14 protein-coding genes are annotated in these 21,757 nt (G+C 49.0%); 11 read left to right on the top strand and 3 right to left on the bottom strand.

Annotation, left to right across the window (positions count from 1 at the left end):
- The first annotated feature begins 389 nt into the window (after window positions 1–389).
- Window positions 390–2,960: a DNA methyltransferase gene (locus AACZ40_RS13390; protein ID WP_291177358.1), complete on the top strand. Its 2,571-nt coding sequence runs from the start codon at window positions 390–392 to the stop codon at window positions 2,958–2,960.
- A gap of 53 nt (window positions 2,961–3,013) precedes the next feature.
- Here AACZ40_RS13390 and AACZ40_RS13385 read toward each other — a convergent pair whose 3' ends face one another.
- Window positions 3,014–4,480, bottom strand: coding sequence for a TolC family protein (locus tag AACZ40_RS13385; RefSeq protein ID WP_291177361.1), 1,467 nt, complete (start codon window positions 4,478–4,480; stop codon window positions 3,014–3,016).
- A gap of 513 nt (window positions 4,481–4,993) precedes the next feature.
- Between AACZ40_RS13385 and AACZ40_RS13380 the strand changes: the two genes are divergently transcribed.
- The 9 genes from AACZ40_RS13380 (at window position 4,994) to AACZ40_RS13340 (ending at window position 18,062) form a co-directional block, all read left to right on the top strand.
- Window positions 4,994–5,431, top strand: coding sequence for a hypothetical protein (locus AACZ40_RS13380; protein WP_291177364.1), 438 nt, complete (start codon window positions 4,994–4,996; stop codon window positions 5,429–5,431).
- Between the two features lie 129 nt (window positions 5,432–5,560).
- A complete protein-coding gene (locus AACZ40_RS13375) occupies window positions 5,561–7,102 on the top strand; it encodes an efflux RND transporter periplasmic adaptor subunit (protein ID WP_291177367.1) in 1,542 nt (513 codons plus the stop codon).
- Window positions 7,103–7,107: 5 nt separating this feature from the next.
- Window positions 7,108–10,227, top strand: a complete 3,120-nt coding sequence (locus AACZ40_RS13370) for a CusA/CzcA family heavy metal efflux RND transporter (RefSeq protein WP_291177370.1) — start codon at window positions 7,108–7,110, stop codon at window positions 10,225–10,227.
- A 136-nt stretch (window positions 10,228–10,363) separates the two neighbouring features.
- On the top strand, window positions 10,364–11,287 hold the full coding sequence (locus AACZ40_RS13365; RefSeq protein ID WP_291177373.1) for a cation diffusion facilitator family transporter: 924 nt from the start codon (window positions 10,364–10,366) through the stop codon (window positions 11,285–11,287).
- A 481-nt stretch (window positions 11,288–11,768) separates the two neighbouring features.
- Entirely contained in the window at window positions 11,769–12,692 is a 924-nt protein-coding gene (locus AACZ40_RS13360) for a DUF1559 domain-containing protein (RefSeq protein ID WP_291177375.1), read from the top strand.
- A gap of 91 nt (window positions 12,693–12,783) precedes the next feature.
- Window positions 12,784–13,158, top strand: coding sequence for a BlaI/MecI/CopY family transcriptional regulator (locus tag AACZ40_RS13355; RefSeq protein WP_291177378.1), 375 nt, complete (start codon window positions 12,784–12,786; stop codon window positions 13,156–13,158).
- On the top strand, window positions 13,155–14,300 hold the full coding sequence (locus tag AACZ40_RS13350; protein ID WP_291177381.1) for a M56 family metallopeptidase: 1,146 nt from the start codon (window positions 13,155–13,157) through the stop codon (window positions 14,298–14,300). Before AACZ40_RS13355 ends, AACZ40_RS13350 begins: the two co-directional genes overlap by 4 nt.
- 218 nt (window positions 14,301–14,518) lie before the next feature.
- Entirely contained in the window at window positions 14,519–16,606 is a 2,088-nt protein-coding gene (locus tag AACZ40_RS13345) for an LTA synthase family protein (protein ID WP_339674640.1), read from the top strand.
- Window positions 16,607–16,970: 364 nt separating this feature from the next.
- Complete coding sequence (locus AACZ40_RS13340) at window positions 16,971–18,062, top strand: phosphatase PAP2 family protein (protein ID WP_291177387.1); 1,092 nt, start codon at window positions 16,971–16,973, stop codon at window positions 18,060–18,062.
- A gap of 221 nt (window positions 18,063–18,283) precedes the next feature.
- Here AACZ40_RS13340 and AACZ40_RS13335 read toward each other — a convergent pair whose 3' ends face one another.
- Entirely contained in the window at window positions 18,284–18,619 is a 336-nt protein-coding gene (locus tag AACZ40_RS13335) for a TolC family protein (RefSeq protein ID WP_291177390.1), read from the bottom strand.
- A 326-nt stretch (window positions 18,620–18,945) separates the two neighbouring features.
- Between AACZ40_RS13335 and AACZ40_RS13330 the strand changes: the two genes are divergently transcribed.
- Window positions 18,946–19,254, top strand: coding sequence for a transposase (locus AACZ40_RS13330; RefSeq protein ID WP_291177393.1), 309 nt, complete (start codon window positions 18,946–18,948; stop codon window positions 19,252–19,254).
- Window positions 19,255–19,332: 78 nt separating this feature from the next.
- Here the strand turns inward: AACZ40_RS13330 and AACZ40_RS13325 are convergent, their stop codons facing one another.
- A complete protein-coding gene (locus AACZ40_RS13325) occupies window positions 19,333–20,973 on the bottom strand; it encodes a hypothetical protein (RefSeq protein WP_339674637.1) in 1,641 nt (546 codons plus the stop codon).
- Window positions 20,974–21,757: the final 784 nt, after the last annotated feature.

Below are 21,757 nucleotides of genomic sequence, written 5' to 3'. Positions count from 1 at the left end.
CAGCTCTAATCAACATGATTTCTTGTCTCTGTAGCATATCGCTCCTTTCTTAGAATTTGGGACATGTATTATTTAAGTCAAAGGTCTGGTAAGAAAGACATCCTGAAACAGACATCAGAGAGACTGTTTCAGGGTGTTCGAACATATCAGTGCCGATCTCTGATAGTTAAAGGTGTCACCTGCATGTATTCTGCCACAAATATCAGCGAAATTTAGAAATAGTACTTCCTGATAGGTTCCCAGATAATTATCGTCCCAGACAAGCGGCAAGATGGCGGTCACATTCAATGGCCGCTATATTGGACGACACTACACAGATGTTGTCATATTTGTAGATAGTCGATCAACTTGGATAAGCAGAAACTTGAGCTGATGAGTGTTAGGCGGAAATGAACGCAGTTGAAATTGAACAAGCCGTATCGCTGCTTGCTGAAGCTCCTTTCAATGCAGCGGAATTTCCGTATGCCTTTCTGGAATCCTTCGGCAATAAGGAAACAACCCTCAAACGGCTCAAAAATGGAAACACGAACCAATCCGACCTTAAAGGTGGCGTTCTTCAGCGGAACAACATTCACATCAAAGTCTGCAGCGAAGGCCAGGTTCCGGACACCCTGAAAGCATTACGGAACAGCCCGGCGACGGCTCGGCAGAAAACCAAGTACATTCTGTCAACGGACGGCATCACTCTGGAATCTGAACGGCTGATTGATGGCGAGACTCTGGCTTGTGAATATAGCCGCTTTCCCGATCGGTTCACCTTCTTTCTGCCGTTGGCAGGGATCTCGACCGTTCGGCAGATTGATGAAAGTGCTTTCGATATTCGGGCCACCAGTCGTCTTAACCGGCTGTACGTTGAACTGCTCAAAATGAATCCCGACTGGGATACTGATGCCCGTCGAGAGGAAATGAATCATTTCTTTGCCAGACTGATTTTCTGCTTCTTTGCCGAAGACACCAAGATTTTTCACACACCCACACTCTTCACAGCCACTGTGGAGCAGATGAGCGAACGTGATTCTTCCAACACGCATGAGGTAATTACCGAAACCTTCCGGGCTATGCAGGTAAAATCGAATAAACAAGACCGCGAGGCCGCCAGACTTCCCAGCTGGGCCAATACGTTTCCGTATGTGAATGGTGGGCTGTTTTCTGGCAGTTTGGACGTTCCTAAATTCAGCAAGATTGCCCGGTCTTATCTGCTGCATGTCGGGAATCTTGATTGGACAAAGATCAACCCTGACATCTTCGGTTCGATGATTCAGGCTGTAGCCGATGATGAAGAACGGGGAGCACTTGGGATGCACTACACCAGCGTCCCAAACATTCTTAAGGTGCTCAATCCGCTATTTCTGGATGACCTCCGGGAGAAGCTGGAAGAAGCGGGAGATAATTCTCGAAAGCTGCTCAATCTGCGTAACCGTATGGCCCACATTCGTGTCTTTGATCCGGCGTGCGGTTCCGGGAATTTTCTGGTTATCGCCTATAAGGAAATGCGGGCTATTGAAGCAGAAGTTAACAAGCGCCGGGGTGAAGCAGACAGGCGTTCGGAAATCCCGCTGACCAATTTCCGCGGAATCGAGCTTCGGCACTTCTCCTGTGAAATCGCCCGGCTTGCACTCATCATCGCAGAATACCAATGCGATGTCCTCTATCGCGGTGAGATTCTCGCGCTGGCAGAGTTTCTGCCGTTGGAAGCGGACAACTGGATTACCTGCGGGAATGCTCTGAGGCTGGACTGGCTCAGCATCTGCCCTCCGACCGGCGAAAGCGTGAAGCATCGAGGGGACGATCTGTTCAGCAACCTGATCGATCAGGCGGAAGTGGAATTCGAGAACGAGGGAGGAGAGACGTATCTCTGCGGAAATCCACCGTATCTAGGATCGACGTGGCAATCGAAGGATCAGAAGGACGATCTCAAATCTATTTTTGACGGTCGAACAAAGAGCTGGAAGTCTCTGGACTACGTCAGCGGTTGGTTTATGAAAGCCGCTGATTACGGAACACAGACGGAATCGTCGGCTGCGTTTGTGGCGACCAACTCGATTTGCCAAGGCCAGCAAGTGCCGATTATCTGGCCGTTGATCTTTGAAACTGGCCACGAGATTTCCTTTGCTCACACCAGCTTTAAATGGGCGAATCTCGCCAGCAATAAAGCCGGTGTAACAGTTGTGATTGTAGGGATATCAAATCACCCAGCAAAGGGCAGGAAATTATTCTCCGTAACTGATCAGGAATCTGTATTCAAAGACACTGAAAACATAAATGCTTATCTTGTAGCTGGCATTAATGTTATTGTTGAAAAATCAGCACTTCCGCTTAATGGTCTTCCCGCAATGGACTTTGGAAGTAAACCCGTAGATGGAGGAAATCTGTTCCTAAACGCTTCAGAGAGAGAAGAAATCGTGACTTCATACCCGACATCTCTTTCCATACTCTACGAATATTCGAATTCTGAAGAATTCATTAACGGCAGACAACGATTTTGTTTGTGGATAGAAGACACTCAAGTCGATTTTGCAAAATCAATCACTCCTATTGCTAAGCGATTAAATTTAGTGAGCGAGATGAGATTAAAGAGCCCGAAGGCACAAACGCGAGAAATGGCTTCGGCTCCTCATAAATTCGGGGAAATTCGACACAGGCAGAGCAATCGAATCATTGTCATTCCACGGGTCAGTTCAGAAAGCCGAGAATTTCTTCCAGTAGGAATGGTACATGGAAAAACTATCATCGGGGATCGTAACTTTGCACTGTACGATACCCCTCTTTGGAATCTGTCGCTGATTGCCTCTCGGTTACATTGGGTCTGGATTGGCACTGTATGCGTTCGTACCCGGCACTTCACAGGCGGAAACAAAGATCGCAGAGAAACCGGACCAGCTGCCGAGCGTGGAAGAGATTCTGGGCGGTTACCGGAACAACCTCCAGCGTTTGCTCCCACTGGAGATGACCTACGCTGAGTTACTAATCCCGAAAGGGCTTAAATCAGCATTACCGTTTTCGATGATCCGGTCTACTGCTGGCTGAAAGTCTGATCCCGTAAGCTGGCATCGCCGCTGTCATCTCGCACACTGTTGAGTGCGCCCGTTAAAACATAACCATCGATTCTGGATTGCGCCGCTGCGAGTTGGGACTGGGCATCTACATATTTCAGATTGGTATCAAAGAATGTCTTCCGGGCCAGCAGGATCTGTACGAAACCAACCTCGCCAGCCTGATATGCCTGATTTGCTATTTCCAAAGATTCCCGGGCACTGGGGAGAATGTTATTTGAATACAGATCAATGGCTGCCGTTGCTGTGTCGTATTCTCTGGAAACGACAGCCAGTCGTTCCTCAATCGAGTTTTTGATCCGCAGCGCTTCCATTTGAGCCCGACAGATTTCTGCTTGAGCGGCTGAGATGTTTCCCTGGTTTTTGTTACTGATCGGCAAAGGCACACCGACCTGTAAATTCAACATTCCCGAGTTGGTCGAATAGTCGACCCCCGCTCCCAATTGTGCCGTCATATTAGGGAGGGGTTGAACTTCCTGCCGTTCCAGAGCTGCATAAGCCCGGGAAATGCGATCATGGGCGGCGGCATATTCCGGGCTGGAAGTGACGATATTCGCTGCAAGGCCTTCCCAGTCAACAGGACCCGTTTCCGAGGGAAGAGTTCCCTGCAGTTTTGTGTATTTCAATTCGGGAATCCCTGAGATTGCTGCCATCTCTCTCCAGACGGCAGCCAGCTTTGCCCTGGTCTGTCGCTGTGTCAAATCGACTTCGCTTTTGAGAATCTTAGACTGCAGGACATCCACCCTCGTTCCTTCCCCGGCTTTCAGACGCTGATTTGCAAAGTCCAGCCCCTTTTCTGCCACCTGTGAAAACTCAACAATCAGTTCCAGTTGCTTCTGCAGCGCCAACGCCTCATAAAATCGGATCTGAATATCAGTTCTGACCCGGTAGCGTTGCGCTTCCAGTTCCTGCAGCTGGGCAGACAACGTCGCATTGAGGACTCGATTATTCAATTCCAGTTTATTACCGGTCACGAATTCTCGTTCGATAAATGCCAGATGCTGATCTGTCCCACGATCGGCTAATTGCTGTCCCTGATACCCCACAGTCGGGTTCGGGCGTGTCGTCACCTGTTCTCGGTATCCCGCTGCTTTCTGAGTGGTGGCTGCGAGTTCTTGAATCGCAGGATTGTTTTCCAGTGCAATCGATTCCAGATCTTGTAAAGTCATTCCACCAGTCAGAATTGCCTGCTCTTCCACTGTGGGAGCCTGAACCGGTTCCAGCGGTTTCGGGTAATGATGCTCTTCGGCACCGACCAACTTAATCGTGTCAGTTTTCTCAGATTCACTGGTCGACTCTACATGACTGACCGGGGAAAGTGATTCCTGTACTGAGTCTGTCTGGCTCTTATTCTCAGTATTATTTTCACTGGCAGAGACAAGAGATTTGTGGGATTTGCTTTCGTTTTGCGTGATAAAAGGATTCATGGAACAGCCAGATATCAGTAGGGAACCAGCTACAAAAGCCATTCCGAACGTCTTCATCTGAAATCTGTAACTGTCATTTTGGACTCGTACCATGATTGATTATGCCATCCGTAAACGTTTCACAACTGATGAATCGACTGATTTTCCGTAATTTATCGATACACCTGTTATGTTCGGTCGTGCCGATCAAACAACCTGAGCAATTACCGGAAAATCAGTGCCCCGTTTACTACTAATGCCATAGTAACCATCAGAACCCACACAATTTAACTTCTGTGACTCGTAAAGCAGGCTGATATTTATTAGTATACAAATAATTGAATTCCACTTGTGGCAGTATGCACAAAGACCATGAGCAGCAATTCCGATTAAAATTTGAACTCAAGCATTGTAATTGCCTTGGACGAGGAGTATGAATTATGAAAGATGAATCAGAGTCTCTCCCGCTGCTTTTTAAGTATTGATGTTTCCCTCCCTGCAAGTACTCCCATCTTCCCTTTGTGAAAGCCTGTAATGTTCAATCTGAACATCACAATTCGATGCCTGCTGCTATTGGTCATCGCCTGGCCCGGGCCTCGTCCCGTTGTGCATTCGCATGTGGATTACCTGGGGCAGTGTGATAACGGATCCCTCCTGGCAATGCATATGCAGATTTATCACGGAGATCACGACTCGAACTCCGGAGTGCCTGGCACACCCCATTCCCACTGGGTTTGCGGCGGGAGTGATTTTGACAAACCACTCCCTGTACTATTTACGGATGTGTTAAACATGGCTTCCACAGATCTGGAAGATCTGACCTGCCATGCGATGACCAGGGGCTGTTTCAGTTTGGAATTGTTACCTCTCTCGGAAACAACTCATCCTTCGCTCCACACCTCTCTGGATCAGGCCTCACTCAACCAGCCAGACCAGGATATTCTTCAGCTCTGCTGCAAGTCGACCTGCTGATCCCTCGCTGCAAAACAGTCTCTTAACTGTTCCCCTTCCTGCTGATTTTGTGCGCTGCCGTTTGCGTCACTGACTGCGCAGGAGAAGGTCTGCAACCGATTCCCGGTTCCCGTTTCTTGAGGTATTAGTATGAACCAGACAACAGGCAAAACACCGCCTATGCCAGCTATCGCCAGCAGTAAACCGGTTTTGTTTCTCATCGTCACGATCATGGCAGTCGTGGCAGTTGTGGGAATTTATCAGTTCAGTTCACTGACACCCGCATCAAATACAGCCCCTGTAACTGAGTCAGCAAAACAGCCAGTTGAATCCGAAACAAAGCACGGGGTACAGAACAAAAGTCCTGAGACAGTCACAGTGACTCTGCCTGAATCAAAGTGGGATGCTTCCGGTCTGCAAACCGAGACCGTCTCGACAAACCAGTTTGCCGAGACAATTCGTCTGACAGGAAAAGTGTCTTTAAACGAAGATAAGATCGCTCATATTTATCCGATGGTCGAAGGTTCTGTTGACAGTGTTGACGTGAGTCTTGGCCAGGTTGTGAAAGCAAACGATCTGCTGGTTGTCGTGCATAGCCGGGAGATCGGTCAGGCCAAACTGGAGTTGTACCAAGCTCGTCTGCAGCACGAGATGGCAGTCGTCAAGGATAAAATCCAACAGGAGATCGCCACAAACACCAGTCTGCTGCTGGCTGCTCTGAGAAAACGGGAGTCGATTACGGAAATTGAAGAACGGTTTCGTAATCGAGGGATGGGAAATTATCGTGAACGACTGCTGATGGCCTATGCAAGTTACCTGAAAACCAATGCAGATGTAGACCGCCTGGAAGAACCGACCAGAAGCGGTGCGATTGCTTTCAAACAATTACACGCAGCCAAAGCCAGCAGAAATGCCGACCTCGCTGCTTTTCAGGCGAGAATTGAACAGATAGATTATGAGCTCAAAACGGCGTTACTGCTTTCCTCTCAGTCAGTCAAAGAAGCAGCGACCAGGGTAGCAGTGGCAGCAACCAGCCTTCGTATTCTGGGGTGTGAAGAGCAAGAAATCGAATCCATTAATCCGGAACAGCAGCGAGAAAAGATTTCCCATTATTTCGTTCGGGCTCCCATCAGTGGAACCGTTATTTCAAAAGACGTGACTTTAAAAGAACAAGCCCGCCCAGAGACACAGATCCTCAGTATTGCCGATCTGTCGACGGTTTGGATTACAGCAGATATTTACGAGAAGAACATTCCATTGCTGAACTCCCTGGCGGGAAAACCGGTGCGAGTCTTTAATGAAGCCTGGCCTGATCAATCTTTTGAAGCCAGGATATTTTTCACTGGTGAGATTATGGATGAAAAGACCCGTACAGTTGCGATGCGGGCGATTGCGACTAATGCCGATCATCTGCTGAAACCTGGCATGTTCGTGAATATCGAGTTTAAACCAGCAACCGGCAAAGAGGTGTTAACGGTTCCCCTCTCTGCCCTGCAGGAACATGCAGGACAGGATTTTGTGTTTGTGCATACTGGAGGAGATCAGTTTGAAAAACGGCTGATCAAGCTGGGAAAACAGAATGAATCATCCTCGGTCATTCTGGAAGGCCTGCAACCAGGTGAACGTGTGGTGTTGAACGGCGGCTTCATCCTGAAGTCTAAAATGCTCGAAGACTTGATGGGTGAGGAGTAAGGTACATGGTCAACCATATTATAGAATGGTCTTTAAACAATCGATTTATCGTGATGTTGCTGGCCCTGGTGATATTAGGTCTCGGCGTTTTTTCTGCCACGACCATCCCCCTGGATGCCGTTCCCGATCTCACGAACGTGCAGGTGCAGATCCTGACAAACTCCCCTGCACTGGGACCGGTTGAGGTAGAACAGTTTATTACTTTCCCAGTAGAAAACGCCATGAGTGGGATACCGAATGTCGAAGAAATCCGTTCGATCAGCCGGTTTGGCTTGAGTGCCGTTACCGTGGCATTTCAGGATGGCACCGATATTTACTGGGCGCGCAATCTTATTAATGAACGCTTGTTGAAAGCGCGAGAAAATATTCCTCCGGGAATGGGCACCCCCGAACTGGGGCCGATTGCCACAGGCATGAGTGAAATTTATCAGTTCGAAGTTCGCAGCGAAATGGCTGATGAGTATTCACTCAGTGAACTGCGTACGATCCTCGACTGGCAAATCGCGTTTCAGCTCCGCAGTGTTCCCGGCGTCATTGAAGTCAATACCTTCGGCGGCGAACTGAAAACCTATGAAGTTCAGATTGATCCTGCCAAATTACAGAACTATGAAATTTCGCTGAGCGACGTCTTTCAGGCACTTGAGGAAAACAATGGCAATTCCGGAGGCGGCTATATAACCCATGGAGCCGAACAGAGGCTGATACGCGGGGAAGGCCTGGTCAGTTCTCTGGAAGATATCCGCACGATTATTCTGGACAGTCGCGAAGGGACTCCGATCCGGGTTCGCGATATTGCAGAAGTTCGCTTCGCTCCCATGTTACGACAAGGCGCGGTAACCCGTGACGGAAACCGCGAGGCAGTCATCGGCATGGTGATGATGATCATGGGGGGAAATTCCCGCCAGGTGGTCGCGGATGTAAAATCAAAAATTGCAGAAATACAGAAAACTTTACCCAAAGGCGTCGTCATCGAAACCTTTTATGACCGGACAGAACTGGTGGATAAGACGATCCATACCGTTGCTGAAAATATCGGTCTGGGAGTGTTACTTGTCATTATCATGCTGTTTCTGCTATTGGGAGATGTGCGCGCCGGACTGATCGTGGCGGCAGCGATCCCACTCTCTGCGATGAGCGCCCTGATTGCAATGCGATACGCGGGGGTTTCCGCGAACCTGATGAGCATGGGGGCCGTCGACTTTGGCGTGATCGTCGATGGTGCCGTGGTGATGATCGAAAACTGCGTGCGGCGGGCGTCGCACTACCAGAGGGATCACGGCGGCGCCCGGGTTCCGCTGGGCGTCTACCGGGAATCGGCCAAAGAAGTCGGCAAACCGATTCTATTTGCCGGCATTATTGTGATCATCGTATTCATTCCGATTCTGAGCCTGCAGGGTATGGAAGGAAAAATGTTTCGCCCGATGGCGTTCGTGTTCATGTCGGCCCTTTCCTCGGCGCTGATCATGTCCGTAACGGTGATGCCTGTCATGGCCTCCCTGTTTCTGGCGCGTCAGATGAAAGAACGCGAAACCTTCCTGGTTCGCTGGATAAAACAGGCCTATCAGCCGCTGTTAAGTTTTTCCATGCTGCGGCCCGGGCTGATGTTCCTGAGTTCGATTGCCCTGTTTATTTTCAGTGTGATCATGGCTGCCGGCTTTGGACTGGAATTTGTACCGAAACTGGACGAGGGTGACATCGCCATTCAGGCTACCCGACTACCCAGTATTTCCCTGGAAACTTCCATTGAGATGACCAAGGCCATCGAACGGACTCTGCTGGAATTTCCGGAAGTGGAAACGGTCGTCTCTAAAACCGGTCGCCCGGAAATTGCGAACGATCCGATGGGCGTTTACCAGACGGACATTCTGGTACGGCTCAGACCAATTTCGGAATGGAAGGAAGGTGTGACAAAGCTGCAACTGATTGAAGCGATGCAGCAGAAGCTGGAAGATCAGGTACCCGGTAACAGTTACAGTTTCACCCAGCCAATCGAACTCCGCGTGCAGGAACTCGTGGCCGGGGTCCGCTCGGACATCGGAATCAGCCTGTACGGGGATGACCTGGATGAACTGAAACGCAAAGGGGATGAGATCGTGGTGGCCCTCAACAAGGTTCCGGGGGCCGCAGATGTGCAGGCGCAACAGATCGCGGGTCTGCCTTACCTGCGGGTGATTATCCGCCGCGAAAAACTGGCCCGCTATGGGATCAACGCCCGTGCCGTACTGGATTCCGTCGCCACGGTGGGCGGAGTCTCTGTGGGACAGGTCTTCGAAGGACAGCGGCGTTTCCCTCTGCAGGTCCGCTTGAGTCCGGAGTGGCGAAAGGATGTGACACGGATCGCGGAGCTTAAAATCGAAGATCCTCAGGGACGTCAGATTCCAATCTCCCAACTGGCTGACATCACTGTTGAGGAGGGACCGGTTGAAATCAGTCGGGATTCGATCCGACGTCGACTGCTGATTCAGAGTAATGTCCGCGGCAGAGACCTTGCCGGTTTTGTCGCCGAAGCACAGAAAGTCGTCGAGCGCGATGTCGAACTGCCTGCCGGTTATACCCTGCGATGGGGTGGTCAGTTTGAAAACCTTCAGCAGGCGAGTCAGCGTCTGGCGATTGCGGTACCCGTGGCACTGTTCCTGATTTTTGCCCTGCTTTACATGACGTTCAATTCGGTCAAGCTGGCGATGCTGATCTATCTGAACGTGCCGATCGCTGCGACCGGCGGAATTCTGTTCCTGTGGGTGCGTGACATGCCGTTTTCGATCTCGGCGGGGGTCGGCTTTATTGCCCTGTTCGGTATCGCGGTAATGAATGGCGTGGTGCTGATCGAACATGTGCGTCATCTGAGGCATGCCGGAGACAGTCAGCATGACGCCGTTGTCAATGGTGCGATGGATCGTTTACGTCCCGTGCTGATGACGGCTTCCTGCGGTGCCCTGGGCTTCATCCCCATGGCACTGTCGGGTAGCTCCGGGGCTGAAGTTCAACGTCCGCTGGCCACCGTGGTGATCGGGGGACTGATCACGTCCACAATATTGACACTGCTGGTACTGCCGACAATTTACCGCTGGTTTGAACCAAAAGAGGTTCACCCGGATACTGTTGACATGACGGAATTTGAACATTGATCCAACAGGAATGACGTTCGATTCACTGATCATACTCAACCAGTCTCAACCTTTGAACGCTGGTTGGGTATGATATCATATCACGGTAACAGAAATCCGATCCCTGCAGCGTTCTAAAATATAAGGCAGTCGCACCTTGGCAGATCGAAACTCCATTGCGGAAACATATGCTGAAGTTACCCGGGCCGCCTTGTATGGTCTGGCGGCAAATCTGTTTCTGGGAATCGTCAAACTGGTTGGGGGGATTATCGGGAATTCGTTTGCGCTGATTGCAGACGCCGTCAATTCGATTGGTGACGTCATGTCGACACTGGTCGTGCTGATTGCCCTACACTATGCCCAGCGCCCCGCGGATGAAGAGCATCCTTATGGTCATACGCGCGCCGAGGGAATTGCGGCTTCGAATGTGGCAATCGTGATTATCATCTCAGCGCTGTATGTCGGCTGGGAAGCCGTTCAGCGTTTGACGAGCCAGCACGGGATTCCTCCGGCATGGACTCTGTGGATTGCCGGGGCCAACATCGTCATCAAGGAGGTCCTGTATCATTACAATGTGCGTATCGGACGTCGCACGGGCTCCGCAGTCATTATTGCCAGTGCCTGGGACCATCGGAGCGACGCCCTCTGTTCTCTGGCCGTACTCATCGGACTGGCGACCATCAGCTTTGGCGGCCCGCAGTTCATCTGGGCGGATGAAGTAGCTTCGCTGATTGTAGTCACGGCGATCGTCTGGTCGGGAATCAGACTCTTTCGCTCCAGCGCAAGCGAACTGATGGACCTGCAGGCAGACCCGGAATTTTTAGATCAAATTCGATCAGCTGCTTTTTCGGTTAAAGGGGTTGAGAATGTGGAAACCCTTTGGGTCAGGAAATCGGGCTTAGAATACTTCGCCGATATTCACATTGAAGTTGACCAGAACCTTACCGTAGCAGAAGGGCATCGTATTGGACATCTGGTTAAAGATCACCTGTTATCTGAATTTACCAGACTGCGAGATGTCCTCGTTCACCTCGAACCGTTTCCGCACTCTCATGAAACTGCAGAAAATAATCAGTGTTAGTGTACCGTCTACTGCGAAGCGAGGATTAGCACAGCAGGGACCATGTTTTGGAATCTGATTCAATATTCGCAGCATCTCATTTCCGGCTCATCGCTCTCCCGGGGCAACGTCAACCATTTTTATTCTTGGTGATACTCGCATTACAGGCCCTTTGTAGATCGCCTGATCCAATGTGCCATCTCGGCGTTGTCAATGAACTCAGACAATCAGATGTGCTGTTGCCGGGCGCGAGCGGTTTGCCACCGGAATTGATGATGGCATCCTGATCGACATTCACTGAATCAACAGCAAATTGATTAAGAGTTCGTCTTACTGAGATAAATTGTTGAATTATGTCATATTTGGAGTAATACAGGATTCATTGGTTCTGCTCCCTGTACTCACAGAACAATTTTGATTCTTCGTATTGACAAAATACTAAACCATTAGTACAAACCGGCCTTGGAACGGATTCAACCGGTACAAAAAAGGATTTTCTAAGATGCCTCAGGGACTCGTGGGATTCAATGCTGTTACATATCGCTCGCAGCTGCGCTGTGGGACCAGAGTAATGCAGCGACAGAAAACTCATGTTCGTACACGATCCGGTTTTACCGTCCTGGAACTGCTGGTGACATGTGGAATCATCGGTATGCTCATCAGTCTGATCCTGCCCGCCGTCGGTTCCGCCCGCGAAACTGCCCGTCAGCTACAATGCAAAAATCAGCTCAAGCAGATCGGGATCGCCCTTCACTGTTATCATGATAACCAAGGCTGTCTGCCCGCCGGCTGGCAGTTCGAAGCCTCCCGGCATTCACTGTATGGATGGATGGTACCGCTGCTCCCTTATCTTGAGCAGCGATCCCTCTACTCAATCATCGATCGAAATCTTCTCCTCGAGCATCCTGCCAATCAGCAGGCTTGCCTGAGCTCCCTTGCCGGTTTTCTCTGTCCTTCTGATATCTCTGCCCCGACCTTCATATTGTACGAGGAACTGCCCACAGGTGGTGCGGGGGCACCCATCATGGAACTTCCTACAGCTAGCTATGTCGGAGTCTACGGCACCGTCGAAGCAGATGATGGCTTCCCGCCTCCTCCAGGAGATGGCTCATTGATTTATTCACAGACAATTCGTTTTACACATCTGCAGCAAGGGTTGAGTAACACGATCGTTGTGGGAGAACGGACGATGTCTATGGTCCCTTCTACCTGGCTGGGAGTGGATGCGGCTGGCGAAGATGCTGCCTGCCGTCTCACAGGGAGTGCTATGACATCACCCAACTGTAAATTGTGCGATGAGTGTGAATTTTCGAGTCGTCATCCCGGTGGCGCAAATTTTCTGTGGGGTGATGGGCATGTCAGATTTGTTTCAGAATCTATTGATTCGACAACTTATCGACAGATGGCACGCCGCTCTGCCCACTAAGAGTTTTTTTAATATCGAATGAGGCTGGCAGCTCTGAGTGGAAAGCTGATTCTAACATTCGGGCTGTTGTCTATGAAAAGGAATCTCTGTGATGGCTAAACTTCGTCTGACAAAATGCGAACTGGAAGTCATGGATGTTGTCTGGCGCAAAGGCCGGGTTACCGTTCAGGAAGTAGTGGATTCGCTGGAGCGAACTCTGGCTTACACCACGGTAATGACGACTCTCAAGATCCTCGATGAAACGCGTGGTGTCATTCGTAAACAGAAAAAGGGACGTGCCTATGAGTATGAACCTGTAGTTTCACGAGAACAGATCAGCCGGAGCATGGCGGCAGAACTGACGCAGTGTCTGTTTGGGGGCTCAGTGAAATCACTGGTGCTCAGCCTGGTGGAAGACAATTCCATGTCGAAGTCAGATATTGAAGAATTAAAACTCGCTATTCAGTCTCTGGAGGCAGATGCATGAGTTCCACCCAATTTCTGGAACTGGTAGTTTCCCTCTCAGTGCAGGTGGCAATTGTCATTATTATTACGCACTGGCTGGGGAGACTGGTAGAGAGTGAACGAATTCAGAGCCGACTGTGGACCGTCTGTTACGGTATTCTACTGACGTTAATTCTGGTTGCGGTGCTATTCCCCCATCCCCGGTTTTTAAATCCCTGGAATCAGATCAGTGTGGATCATGCCTCGACTCTCCTCAGCATCGAAATGCAACTGGGAAAGGTCCTGTTCTGGGTTTGGCTGGGGGGCACGGTTCTCTCGCTGATGGTATTTATCCTGCGGGCCATGCTGGTCAACCGCTTTCTCAGATCCTGTCAACCTGTCGAGATCAGGAAATATCTTTCTGAAGAGACTCTTGATGAACTGAGCCGCAATTTCAACCTCTCCGGTAAGCAACAGGTTCGTATTCTGACCACAAATCGTCTGGTCTCTCCTTTCTGTTCCCAGTTACATTATCCCTACATCGTGATTCCCGAGTATCTTCTGAGTTTTGAGCCTCAGAAATTCAACTTTATCATTCGACACGAACTGGAACATTTGCAGACCGGGCATCCACTGCAACTCTTTTTACAGCGACTAGTGGAGGTAATCTTCTGGTTTCATCCCATGATCTGGTGGGCTTCTCAGCAGTCGGCTCTGTGCAGGGAGTTTGCCTGTGACGATGCCGCCGTTCAAACGCCTCAGGAAATTACACAGTACCTGCATACGCTGCTGACGATTATTGAATACGGAGCGACTGAGGCTGATGAGACTCATACGCCTCTGGCACTTGTCCGCGGTCAGAGTATGATTGCCAGCCGGGCAAGGCGTCTGACACAGATTGCCAGGAATTGCACAAGACAACAACCGATCTCCCTCTCCGGTTGCGCTGCTTCAGTCAGTCTCGTACTGGCAACATTACTGGCAGCATTCGTCTGGCTTCCCGTAGATGTGCTGGCATCGCCCCGGGCAAACTGGTCTCCCTGGCCGTCCTGGTCGGCTGAGGCACTGCATGATTTTGGTGTCTCCGTACATGACTTTGAGACCTATAACGGCCGGATGGAAATACACGAGCTGTTACAACATAACAAGACCCGCCAAATCGCGTCTCCCGATCTTCCTCGGTAAAGTAACCCGTACCCGCCTGAAAAATATTAAACCTGAATACTATGAAATCAGGAGTTGGTCGCGTTGCACATCCATGCAGCAGAGCGGTCTATAAGTATGTCTTCTTCATATGTCAGATATTTTTTTAACGCTAACTACTAAAACTTTCGGAGTATCCATCTCGAAAAGGGACTCAGCCAGGAAGTCATAGAGTCATCAGAAATAAGGATATAGGATTTATGTCTAAAGTACCATTCACAACCGATCAGACAATGAACCTGCCGGAAACGGTTACCGAAGCTTCTCAGGAGTCGAATGTCGCTGTCTGCAGGACAGGTACAAGATTCTTGTTTCTGCTGAAACGGTGTTACACAGCAATCGCAACATGGTCGGGCCGCTACACCGTGCTGGCAATCATTTTTGCAATCACACTGTTCTGCCTCCTGGTTCTGCGTATTGCCATGGTTCTGACTTACGCAGATTTGCAAAAGCTCACTTTTGCTCAGGAACTGTCTGTGTTTCTGGTCGGTCTGCAATATGATGTGCTGGTGGCGCTCTGCTTTATCATCCCTCAATTGACGCATTTCACGTTTCTGTCCAATCGACGCATTACGAGCCGGTTCAACCGATCTTTGCTTGATCTGAGCTGGATGATTACGTTTTTGTTTCTACCTTTCATCTGCATCGCAGAATTTATCTTCTTTGATGAATTTCAGTCGCGTTTAAATTACATTGCTTTTGAGTATATCGTTTATCCTCAGGAGGTCTGTTGTAATATCTGGGAGTCTTATCCGATTGTAGAACTCTTGACAGTGGTCGGTCTGATTGGCAGCAGTTGCTGGTTTCTCCTGCGGAAACACTTCCAGAATGGCATCGCGACACCGCTGCCGTTTCGTCGGCGTTTCTCCCTGTTTGCACTCGTACTGACAGGTATCGCTGTGCTCTGGTCTGTTACCAGTGCAGGCAGTCGCCAGGTCTGTCGAGATCGCGTTGCAAATGAATGTTCCTGGAACGGGCTTTACAGCTTCGTGTATTACGGCTGGACCTGTCATTTCGACTTTAATAAAAACTACCTGACCCTGGAAAGCGAAGAAGTGAAACAGCGTTTACAGGAACAGATCGTAGAGACCGGGGACGATTTAAAATCGGGATCGAGAAACCCGGTCGATCGAATGGTGGCGACTGGTCAACCACAAAAAAACTATAACGTGGTTCTGATTCTCGAAGAGAGTCTGGGATCAGACTTCATCGGTGTACTGGGCGATAAGCGAGGGCTGACTCCTCATTTTGATGAGTTGAGTAAACAGGGACTGCTGTTCGATAATATGTATGCGACCGGTAACCGGACGGCCCGTGCCCTGGAAGCGGTGATGACTTCCATGCCTCCCATCCCGACCGAATCTATTTTGAAACGTGATCACTCCGAACGGGTTTATACACTGGCAAATGTACTCGCGTCTCGAGGCTATGAGCGTCTCTTTATGACCGGCGGGCGAGGCCTCTTTGATGGTGTGCGGTCTTTTATGAATGCCAACGGATTTAATCACTTCATCGAGCAATCTGATTTTCGCGATCCAGTATTTGCCAACGCCTGGGGGGTCAGCGATGAGGACCTGTTCCGTAAGGCACTCAAAGAACTCGACAAACTGCAGGTAACCGGTCGTCCTTTTTTCGCCACACTTCTGACCGTTTCCAATCACAGGCCTTATACGTATCCCGAAGGCCGCATTCTCGAGACAGAACAGACTCGGAACAATGCCGTGAAGTATGCTGATTGGGCCTTGGGATATTTCTTCCGCGAAGCGCAGAGTCACGAATTTTATGAGAATACGATTTTTGTAGTGATGGGTGACCATGGTGCCCGGGTTACCGGCAGTCAACTCTTTCCGATGAGTTCCTATCGTGTGCCGGTACTGATGATCCAGCCGGACGGCACACGCCAGGGAGAACGTTGCAGTACACTGGGGTGCTCTTTGGATATTGCCCCTACTATTATGGCCCGACTGGGGAGTGACTATCGTTCCGTTTTTTTCGGCTATGACGTTCTCCGAAGAAAACCCGGGCAAGGTCGTGAGATCATGCAGCATAATCATGACGTTGCGCTGCTTGACTCCGAAAATCGGATGGTCGTCCTTGGCTTTGGGCAATCGGTGGAAGAATTTGAACTGAATCGCGTCAATCATCAACTGGATCAGCAGGCGTCGCCCAATCAGGACATGGTGCATAATGCAATTGCCCTCTTTCAGTCTGCCTATGAACTGTACTACTCCGATCGCTGGTTCCCCGACCTGAAAATTACAAGATTGCAGAAAGACGACCGCATTTAATAATGGCTCCCCTTCTAGAATTGCGTTTTTTACAAAATAGTGATTCTCAGGTTGCCTTTTTAAATCATGAATGATTGAGAGTGAGATGAAGAACGGAATTGTCAGAGACGCGACAACTCCGTTTCTCTCTCACCATAAGATTATTCGATCACATATTCACTACACGCGGATTGGCGGGCAGCGTGTTTGAACTCACATCATCAGTTGGTCCCAATCTTCAGCTGACTTTATCGAATACCTTAAAGCATGATTTGAATTCATGAAGCCAATTATGACGTTGATTCTGCGCTCTCACTCCAACTTCGAACGACTTCTGATCCCAGGCTGTCTCCTTATTATATGCCTGGCTACCGGCTGTATAACGATGAAGGAAAAGACTTACATCGATACTGTCATCAGTACCGATCCGGAATCAGCGACTGGACTGATCGAGCCTCCTGGCTATCGACGGGTCATCAAAATGGATTCCTCAGTCTCCGAAAAAATAACTGCCGAACAGACTCAGGTTCCCGTAACAATGCCGACAGACAAAAATGTAGCAGCACGCTCCGAGTTCAAACTTCTCCTTCCTCTACCTGAGAAAACGCACGCAACTGCCCATCATCAATTTCAGCAAGACATGTATCCTGAGTCCGCGCTGATCAAAATTCAGGGAGACCTGCAGGAAGATCCACTTTCGGAGTTGGGAGAAGAGTATAGGTGCGTGAATTCCTCCCTCGAAGAAGAGTTTTGTGCCGCAACCCCTTCATTCTGGAGCCGCATTAAAGAGGACCATGCTCATTATTATTCGAAAGAGTCACTACTCTGGCTGGCGGGCGGCTTTGGTGTTGGCGCAATCATCGCCAATTCATCACTGGATGGCGGCATTCAGAACCATCTACAGTCGAGTCTGCTGGGGGCCTCCTCGGATGATTGGCTGGAGACCTTTCATGCTCAGAAAGAACTGGGGAATGGTCGCGATACCTTACCGCTCTTTGCAGCAGCCTGGGGAGCCAGCCTGCTGTTTGAAAACGTACCACTGATCAATGCAACAGGCGAATGGGGGGAACGCTCAATCCGGGCAATCATTGTTGGCACTCCCCCCATGCTGGCGATGCAGTATGTGACCGGAGCCTCACGGCCGGGAGAGACGTCTGCGAATGCGAAGTGGAAACCTTTTCAGGATAATAACGGCGTCAGCGGACACAGCTTTATGGGAGCCATTCCCTTTCTGGCAGCAGCCAAAGTCACGGAACGTCCATTGCTCAAGGTGCTCTATTATGCCGGCTCTACTCTGGCCCCATTGTCACGGCTCAACGATAATCATCACTATCCCTCACAGGCCTTTCTTGGCTGGTATATGGCCTGGGTTGCAACAAATGCTGTCGACGCCACACAGCACGCCGATCAGAACTGGCGTATGTTCCCGATTTCCTGGTCTGGCGTAACCGGCGTTGGTATTGAATACAACTGGTGAGCATTCAGTATAGGTGGATCTACTACCAGAAAAAGCAGTGCCTGATCCGGTGATGAAAACGGGAAGTAACTGCATCGATTAGGAAGTCTGGTCGGCGTCAGATGGACGAGTGGGAATTATTCCGAATTCAAGACTCTCAATGCTGAAAACGATCCGTCCCTCATTCCTCTTCGAGCATGGGGGGCACATATTGCTCGTCTGTGATTGTAACTCTGCCCGAATCATAAGTCGGGATGACTCCGCCGCCCCCCCAGTGCCTGGTAGGTATTCACGATGGCAGCCAGTTGCTGCTGCTTGGTTTCAATCAGGACCACTTTCGCATCCTGCAGGTCACGCTGGGCCAGCAATACCTCCACGTATTCGGCACGGGCGTTCTGAAACAACTTTGTGGCCACATCAACTGATTCTTCAAGTGCAGCCAACTGCTGCATTTTGATTTCAACGCTCTTGCCGTAGTTCTCTACCTTGTGGATGCGGTTCACAACTTCGGTGAAGGCGTTCAGAACGGTACGCTGGTATTTATAAACGGCCTGCATCTGTCTAGCATTCGCGTTCATATAATCAGCCTTGATGGCTCTTCTGTTGATTACGGGAGCGGTTACTGGATTATTCCCGCAGGAACTTTCTGGTTCCAGTTTCCCGGGTTGCTTTCCTAGAGACTCTGATCGAGCAGTTAGAGCAATGCTGCCAGAACGATCTACAACGCCAGTTGCGGGGAAAGACCTCTCCCAAACACAGCCTGCTGGCGGAAGAGCAACGGGAGTTCTTGCGTCTACTGCCGTCTGGGACAGGCACACGCGTACTCCCTGTCGCTGGTCCGCTTTGATACCAACAGTTACTCAGTCCCCCCCCCACAAAATATACATATAGACAGATCACCATCGTGGCCACTATCGCTGAAGTGCGTCTGTTGTTTGAAGAGACGTTAATCGCCCGGCACCAGCGGGAATGGGATCTGCCGGTCTGTCTAGGCATTCTCCGCCGCCGACTGGAAGCCGAACTGCAGTCAGCCGGCACCCGGGAGTTTATCAAGGTGCTGCGTCTGCTGGAACGCCAGAGCAAGGAACTGAAACGGCGCACCCGCGCGGCGGGACTATTTCCCAATGAGGAGTCGCTGCAGAGTCTGGTAACCGCGGTCCTGGTAGAACTCAGCGGTGACTGCGGAACCCGCATGAGATACCTGACAATTTAATACTGACTACAGAGACCGAAGGCCCCAGAAATTCACAGAATTTTTATTGATTTATCGCCTGCTTCCTGTTGTGTAAAATTATTTTAAACCAAACTGCTTACCTAAGAAGCCTATAGCTTCATCAAGTGGTTTATAAACCTGCCCTTCCATAATGTTGTAGTGTAGGTCTGCCATATTATCTGGTGTATGTCCAAGATAAAGTCTTTCTTCGCTTTTATGTTTTGATTCACTTTTAATTGTTGTTGCTCCAGTCTTGCGAATATATTTCAAAATCTTGTCGAGTCCTGCTTCCTTCCTGATTTTTTGCCAGCCTCTTGACGTATTATCATGTTTGGTAGCAATGAATTTACCGGATGAATCTTTTTTGATCTCTTCTTTGATCAACCTGGCACCTTTAGTTGCTTGCAAAGCGTAAACGGGATCAGTAGACCGTTTCATTTCTTTCTTCAGTAGCTCAAGAGTAACATTCCAAAGTTTGTAGTTTACGATAGGAGCATTTGAATAATTCTCTGCTTTGGTTCTGCATCTGATTATTCTGCCTGTTTTCAAATCAACTTCATCTCTTTTCAATTCGTTTAGGTCTGTCTGAGTGTAGCCACAATTGAGCATCAACAAAATCCAACACTGATAGCGTTCAGAAATCGTTGAATTTTTGGCAATCACTTTTTTAAAATCCTCTTTTGTCCAGAGTTCTTTTAATCGGTTCTTTGTCTGTTGTTTTTTTGTAGTTCCCCTGAATGAGAATGTTCCTCTATCGTCTATGTTTTTCGGAAGGTTCTCAAGATTACAAGCATCTTCACGCCAAGCATATCTTATAAAACTTTTGCTGTAATTAAAGTAATTCTGCTTGTTATTGAAATCCTGCTGTAACAGGTGCAGATAGAACTGCTTTAAAGTTTCACTTGTGATATTTGTAATAGGTGTTTTATCGCCTATCCAGATTCTGAACTTTTTTAGTTTCTCCCTGCTGTCTCTAGCTGTAGTTGTTGTTAGTTGATTGTTGTCAGCTTTTGCACCTTTAAGATTTAAAAAGTCTTCGGCCCAGTAGCCTACTGTCTGTGGGAGCTTTTCAGGTGACTCTGTAAATTCTGTTTTTTCCTTCCATTCTTCTGGGAGTTGAAAAGTCAAAGTTCCAATATGATCTTCTCCAAAAAAACGACGTACTATGTTATCTGCGAGTTCACTCTTGCCTCTTAATGCGCTCATGACCGCCCACCTGAAATTGTTTTCTTCTGGGCTTATATCGGGTTTGACAATCTCGAATTCATCAATTTCATCCTGAGTCAGAGAGGTTGAAGGATCAACTTCTGGAATATATTGATCTGGATCGTCAAAAGCGGTTTCAAGCCAGTTGATAAACTGATCAACCTGCTGTGCCATTTTCTTTTCTTTGGTGGTTTGCTCTACAGCATGATCGAAATAATTTTGAACTGCTTTGAATATGTCTATATGGTGCTGAATCAAAGCCAGGTATGGCTTCTCGAGATCCATTTCCGCCTTCAGATTTAACCATTCCCGTAATGCTGATTCATAGCCTGCTTTAGTAATGGGGTGCTTGAAATAGTGGTATTTCCCATCCACCATTTTTTTCCAGTGATTGCGGGGTTTATGCTGCGAAAGTTCCAGTCTTACCCCTGCGGCCTTTTGTCGGTCTGCCCACGTCTTGACACTTGTTTTTCTTGGCTTGCCGTTTGATTTAAAGACTAGGGTTTTCCTCATTTGAATTCGCTTCCTGAATCTGGTACAGGTTAATTTAAATTCGGAACGGTGTTCTGTACCTGATTATGTTGTACCTAAATCGTGCCTTTTTTGAAATCATTTAGGTACAAGAAACGCTGTTTTGTAGCTATAAAACGCATAACTGATCTGACTCTTAATCAGTAGGTTAAAGGTTCGATTCCTTTCGGGGGCACTTTTAAAGCCTTGTGTATGCTGGTTTTACGGCTGCACTAAGGCTTTCTTTTTTTATCCGGCTTTAAAGTGACGGCCTGGTCTCCTATGATACAGGTTTCGGGTTTAAATTGATGACTGCGGGGGTTCCGATCTTCATTATAAAGGAAAAATCAAGGAGTCAGACAAGATGCTCACTTGTCCTGCCTGTTTTCAGATGCTCGTTAAAATCAATGTTGATTCCGACGAATCTGAAACAATGGTTTGTAAAAATAACCGTTGTCTGAAATCGATCTTTCATGCTGATGCCAAATGTCCGGACTGTGGCGCTCCCCCTGCGAAAATAATGAGAGGCAGTAACCACTACACCTCTTATCTCTGTGAGAATCATCACGAGTTTAACGAACAGCTCAAGCCCAGACCCGAACTTTACCAGTAATTTCATACTGCGATCTCTCACTGCTTAAACTGGACTTGACCCGCTCTTACCGTCAGCCAGAATAAGCACCAAATCGTGTCGCGCGCGTGTCCAGTTTACAGTGCACTGAAACACAAGCCACTTGTTCCTGATCTTCACTGCAAATGAGCCTGTTTTTTCCCGATTTGCACTGCC

The sequence above is a fragment of the uncultured Gimesia sp. genome (assembly GCF_963972345.1).
Classification (GTDB): domain Bacteria; phylum Planctomycetota; class Planctomycetia; order Planctomycetales; family Planctomycetaceae; genus Gimesia.
The sequence above is the reverse complement of the archived record's forward strand: the minus strand, read 5'-3'. Positions and strand labels throughout refer to the sequence as shown.